At 51.6% G+C, this 351-nt stretch carries 1 pseudogene (only partly in view); it reads right to left on the bottom strand.

Annotated elements, in window-relative coordinates:
* Positions 1-113: 113 nt before the first annotated feature.
* Positions 114-351 (bottom strand): annotated as a pseudogene (locus AO064_RS31565) (hypothetical protein) (it continues 141 nt past the right edge of the window).

Raw genomic sequence — 351 nt, 5'->3', positions numbered from 1 at the left:
CCATGGCATACACTCGAGCAAGATCATAGCGTCGTACGATATGAGCATTGCATTTAGCAATGACCCATCAACAACTGATTGAGAGCGGTAAGTGGCCCAATCTAAGGTTGCATTCAGTTCGTGGCGGTAGTTGTGCCGGGCGTAGGGCCTTCGCTGAACGTGTAGTTGATGACCACGTCATTTCGGATCAAGACGTCGAGGGTCTTCTGAATGCCAGTAGTCGTCACCTTCATAGTGACCACGTAGCTTTGGGCATGGGCTGAGCCATTGGTGTAGGTGTAGATCCACTTTTCGCCAGTCTCGCTGACAGCACTCTTGGCGTAGGGCTCACCAAACAGGGACTTCAACTCA

The sequence above is a fragment of the Pseudomonas marginalis genome (assembly GCF_001645105.1).
Classification (GTDB): Bacteria; Pseudomonadota; Gammaproteobacteria; order Pseudomonadales; family Pseudomonadaceae; genus Aquipseudomonas; species Aquipseudomonas petroselini.
This window is presented reverse-complemented; position numbering and strand designations above follow the sequence as displayed.